4 protein-coding genes are annotated in these 4046 nt (G+C 64.6%); all 4 read left to right on the forward strand.

Features of this window, described 5'->3' with window-relative positions; all coding sequences use genetic code 11:
* Positions 1–87 precede the first annotated feature (87 nt).
* The 4 genes from CWO89_RS41585 (at position 88) to CWO89_RS46490 (ending at position 3924) form a co-directional block, all read left to right on the forward strand.
* On the forward strand, positions 88–585 hold the full coding sequence (locus CWO89_RS41585; protein WP_130584030.1) for a TPM domain-containing protein: 498 nt from the start codon (positions 88–90) through the stop codon (positions 583–585).
* 327 nt (positions 586–912) lie between these two features.
* Positions 913–1944: a hypothetical protein gene (locus CWO89_RS41590; protein ID WP_463702726.1), complete on the forward strand. Its 1032-nt coding sequence runs from the start codon at positions 913–915 to the stop codon at positions 1942–1944.
* Between the two features lie 167 nt (positions 1945–2111).
* Complete coding sequence (locus CWO89_RS41595; protein WP_130584032.1) at positions 2112–3677, forward strand: hypothetical protein; 1566 nt, start codon at positions 2112–2114, stop codon at positions 3675–3677.
* Positions 3678–3762: 85 nt separating this feature from the next.
* Entirely contained in the window at positions 3763–3924 is a 162-nt protein-coding gene (locus CWO89_RS46490) for a hypothetical protein (RefSeq protein ID WP_165421558.1), read from the forward strand.
* Positions 3925–4046: the final 122 nt, after the last annotated feature.

Consider the following 4046-nt stretch of genomic DNA (forward strand, 5'->3'; position numbering starts at 1 on the left):
GCCGCAACTCCCGCGACAATGGGGGCGGCGGCTTCAGCGGCAGGGGCGGCAGCTTTGGCGGCGGCGGCGCATCGGGGAGCTGGTAGCATGAACATCCGGCGCATCAGCAGGCACCTCGTCGAACACCGCTGGCGGACGCGGCGCCTGTTTCCGCCGCGCGTGCTCGACGCGATCGAACGGGCGATCAAGGCCGGCGAAGCCACCCATTCCGGCCAGATCCGCTTTGTCGTTGAAGGCGCACTCGACGGCGTGCCGTTGTTGCGCAACCAGTTGGCACGCGAGCGCGCACTCGACGTGTTTGCGCATTTGCGCATCTGGGACACCGCACACAACAACGGCGTCCTGATCTACCTTCTGCTCGCCGACCGCGACGTCGAGATCGTTGCGGACCGCGGCATCCACGCCAAGGTGGGCGCGGAAGGCTGGGAGGCGATTTGTCGCATCATGGAAGAAGATTTCCGCACCGGCCATTTCGAGCATGGCGCCATCAAGGGCATCGAGGCCGTCTCACGCGAACTCGCCAGACATTTCCCGCCGCAGGGCCGCGGCCCGAACGAACTGCCGGATGCGCCGGTAGTGATGTAAACGCCTGTCATTCCGGGGCGATGCGAAGCATCGAACCCGGAATCCATCGGGCCGCGTGCAAAGTCGCGAAATGGATTCCGGGCTCGCGCTTCGCGCGCCCCGGAACGACGGTGCAGTGAGACGATCGGCCTCTCGATACCGCTGCCGTCCCGGTCATGTCCGGTTCATCCGGCCTTCCTCAAAATTGACGTCATCTACCTGAGAGTCAGCGATGCACGTCGTGATGGCCCGGAAGGTTCCTTAAATTTCGGTAAGACCTCGAGCCAGTAACGATTTCGCAAGCAATAAAAGTTACCAAATGGTCAACCTAATCTGGAGACTTTGAACGTGAGTGAGCAAGAGCGCGCCCCGATCCAAGCTGAAGCCGGAGCCAGCGGCGCCGGGCCGGCCGCTCCGTCCGCCGCAAGCGAACCGGTGTCGGCGTCCGCGTCTTCGGAGATCGCGGCAAACCAGGAAGAGACGGCGCCCAAAGCGGACGCTCCCAAGTTCGAGGCGCCCAACTTTGAAGCGCCCAAATCTGACACTCCCAAGTTCGAAGCCATCAAGGCCGAAGCGCCCAAGGTCGAGCCGACCCGGATCGAGCCGGCCGCAGCAGAACCACCGCGTACCCCCGGCAAGCTCATGATCATGTCGCCGGGCGATCGCATCTGGGACGACGAAGGCGTGGCCGCCAAGCCCGTCAATGACGAGAAGCCGGCATCGTCGGGCAGCAATCGCCGCTTTGCCGCGATGGCGGCGGTCGTTGCGCTCGCGACCGCGGCAGGCGCCGTTGGTGGTGCGCTCGCCACCGCAGGTCTCGGCTATTACGCGAAGCCCGCTACGGCGGCAGCAGCAGTCGTTCCGCCGAAGGACACCGCGCTCGAAGCTTCGATCGCGCGCATCGATGCCGATGTCGGCGCGCTCAAGGCCGGGCTCGAGCACGCCTCCAAGACGGGAACGAGCCAGTTCAGCAAGACCAGCGATCGCCTCGATAAGCTCGAGAAGGCGCAGGCCGAGCCGGCCGCGAAACTCGCCAAGCTCAGCGAGACCGTCGAGAAGCTGAAGGCTGCTTCAGCCGCGCCGGCCCCGGTTGCCGCGGCTCAACCTGCCGCGGTCAAGGACGTCACCGGCAGTGTGACGCCACCGGCGACCACGGCGGCTGCCGCGGCTCCAAAGCCTGAAATCGGCCGCATGCCGACCGTGGACGGTTGGGTGCTGCGCGACGTCAGCAATGGCGGCGCACTGATCGAAGGCCGCCGCGGCCTCTACGAGGTCTATGCCGGCGATCCCATCCCCGGCCTCGGCCGCGTCGATGCGATCCGCCGCCAGGACGGCCGCTGGGTGGTCGTCACTAGCAAGGGCCTGATCGTCGCTCGCTAGTTTGTAGCTCTCGTAGCCCGGGTGGAGCGCAGCGCAACCCGGGACTACTGCATCAACGGTGACGAGTGATCCCGGGTGACGCTATCGCTCCACCCGGGCTACATCCTCACCGCGATGTGAGACGGCTTTTGACTTGAATACGCCCCCTAGCGCGGTGTTAGTGGGGCATGAGCCGTGCGCTGCGTTTCCTCACGATCCTGCTCGCCCTGCTGTGCGGCGCCTTGGCGGCGCGTGCCGCACAGGACAAGGCGCTGGAACGCGGCACAGCGATTACCGATCCCTCAGTGCTCCGTGATCTCGATCATGGCAGGTTCGGTCTCGGGCGCATGCTGTCGCCGCAGCGACAGACCGATCTTCCGCTCGACGATGCCGAACTGTTCGCGCTGCCGTCGATGGCGCCGATCCGCGCGGCGCTCGATCGCGAGTTCGATCGCTACATCTCAAAGCACAGCCAAGAGCTTCCGAACGAAACCATCGGCGTCGGCGATAGCTTCGCCTTCCAGCTATTCGATCGCGCGCAGCTTTACTCCGCAGCAACGCGCTTCGTGCTGGCCGGCATCGTCAACCGTATGGACCGCGCCTATGTCTCACCCGAAAGCTGCGGCGAGATCCGGCTGATCTATCGGTTGACGCGCGTCGATGCACCCGTGATCGGCGAGAACGCGGTCTCGCAACGGCTGCCGATGACGGTCAATCTGGTCTTGAAGGCGAAGGGCGAGGGCGCGCGCGATCGAAACGGTGCTACGATCACTTGCCGCGAGATCGCGCGGCGCTGGCTTGCCATTAGCGACGTTTCATCGGCGGCCGAGGGGGGACTCGAAAAGCTCACCGGCAAGGACGGCCCGCTCGACCTGGTCGGCTACCAGAATATCGAGCAGATCGAGACCAACCTGCAGATCGCCCACGCGCCGAAATCGCCGACGCGCGATTTCCGCACCGACTATCTCCTGAAAGTGTTCAACTTCATCAGCGACGCCGGGCGCTTCGCGGAAGCGCCGTTGGAGAACCAGATCGATCGCGATCGCATCCTCTCCGATCAGAACCTGAAGCGCGAGTTCAACAACTGGCTGCTCGATCCCAGCCATTTCGCAGAGCTCGACCGTGGCACGATCCTGATCCCGGAGAAATTCCTCGCCAAGGCTGCGATCGCGCCGACGCCTGTTGGCTTCGACCTGTCGGAACTGCAACCCGAATATGGGATGATGCAGGGTGAAAGCAGCGCGGCTGCATTCGATGACAATGATGTCGTCGGTGCGCTGAGGAAGGCGGCGGAAGACGGCACCAGGCTGCAGAACATCCGCTCGGTCGCGGGCTTCGAGCGCAGGCTCAACGATATCACCTGCGCCGGATGCCACCAGACCCGCGGCATCGGCGGCTTCCATTTCCCCGGCGTCGATTGGATGGCGGCCAAACCGTCGAATACGACCGTGGTGCCGGCCTCGCCGCATTTCTTCGGCGACCAGGTCCGCCGCCGCGACATCCTGGCTGCGTTCGCTCGTGGCAATCAGCCGGATTTCTCCCGCGGCTTCTCCAACCGCCCGCAGCTACGCGGCAGCACCGAGCTTGCCGGCACCGAATATGAGGATGGCTGGGGCGCCCATTGCTATCAGCAAAGCGCGAAAGCCGCCGACAACGACCCGAGTTTTCGCAAGTGGACCTGCGCTGAGGGACTCGTCTGTCAGGCCGCCGGCAAGACCTCTCGCATGGGCATGTGCTTCATCAAAAGCCCGTAAGGCTGCTTTCACCTCGAAGAGGTGAGCGGCAACCCGAATTACTTTCGTCACGTGTTATGTGCTATGCTGCGCTCGGAGGCCGCCCATGAGCGCATCCGACGAGAAGCAGCGCAACCGCGAGATCGCGGAGAACGAGGCCGAACGGCAGATGATCGGCGCCGTCCGCGTCAGCACATGGGCGATCGCCGTCACCATCATTGTCGCCGCGATCGCAGCCGGCATCGTCTGGGCCTGGCTCAATCGCTAGAGTAGCTCGCCGGACGCCCATTGATGCGCCCTCTCCCCTTGTGGGAGAGGGCTGCTCGGACGTCGGCAACGAACTCGCTCAGGTGAGGGGTTCTCTCCACGCGCACAGGCGCCCGCGGAGAC

Origin of the sequence: Bradyrhizobium sp. Leo170, assembly GCF_004296405.1 — a bacterium.
Classification (GTDB): Bacteria; Pseudomonadota; Alphaproteobacteria; order Rhizobiales; family Xanthobacteraceae; genus Bradyrhizobium.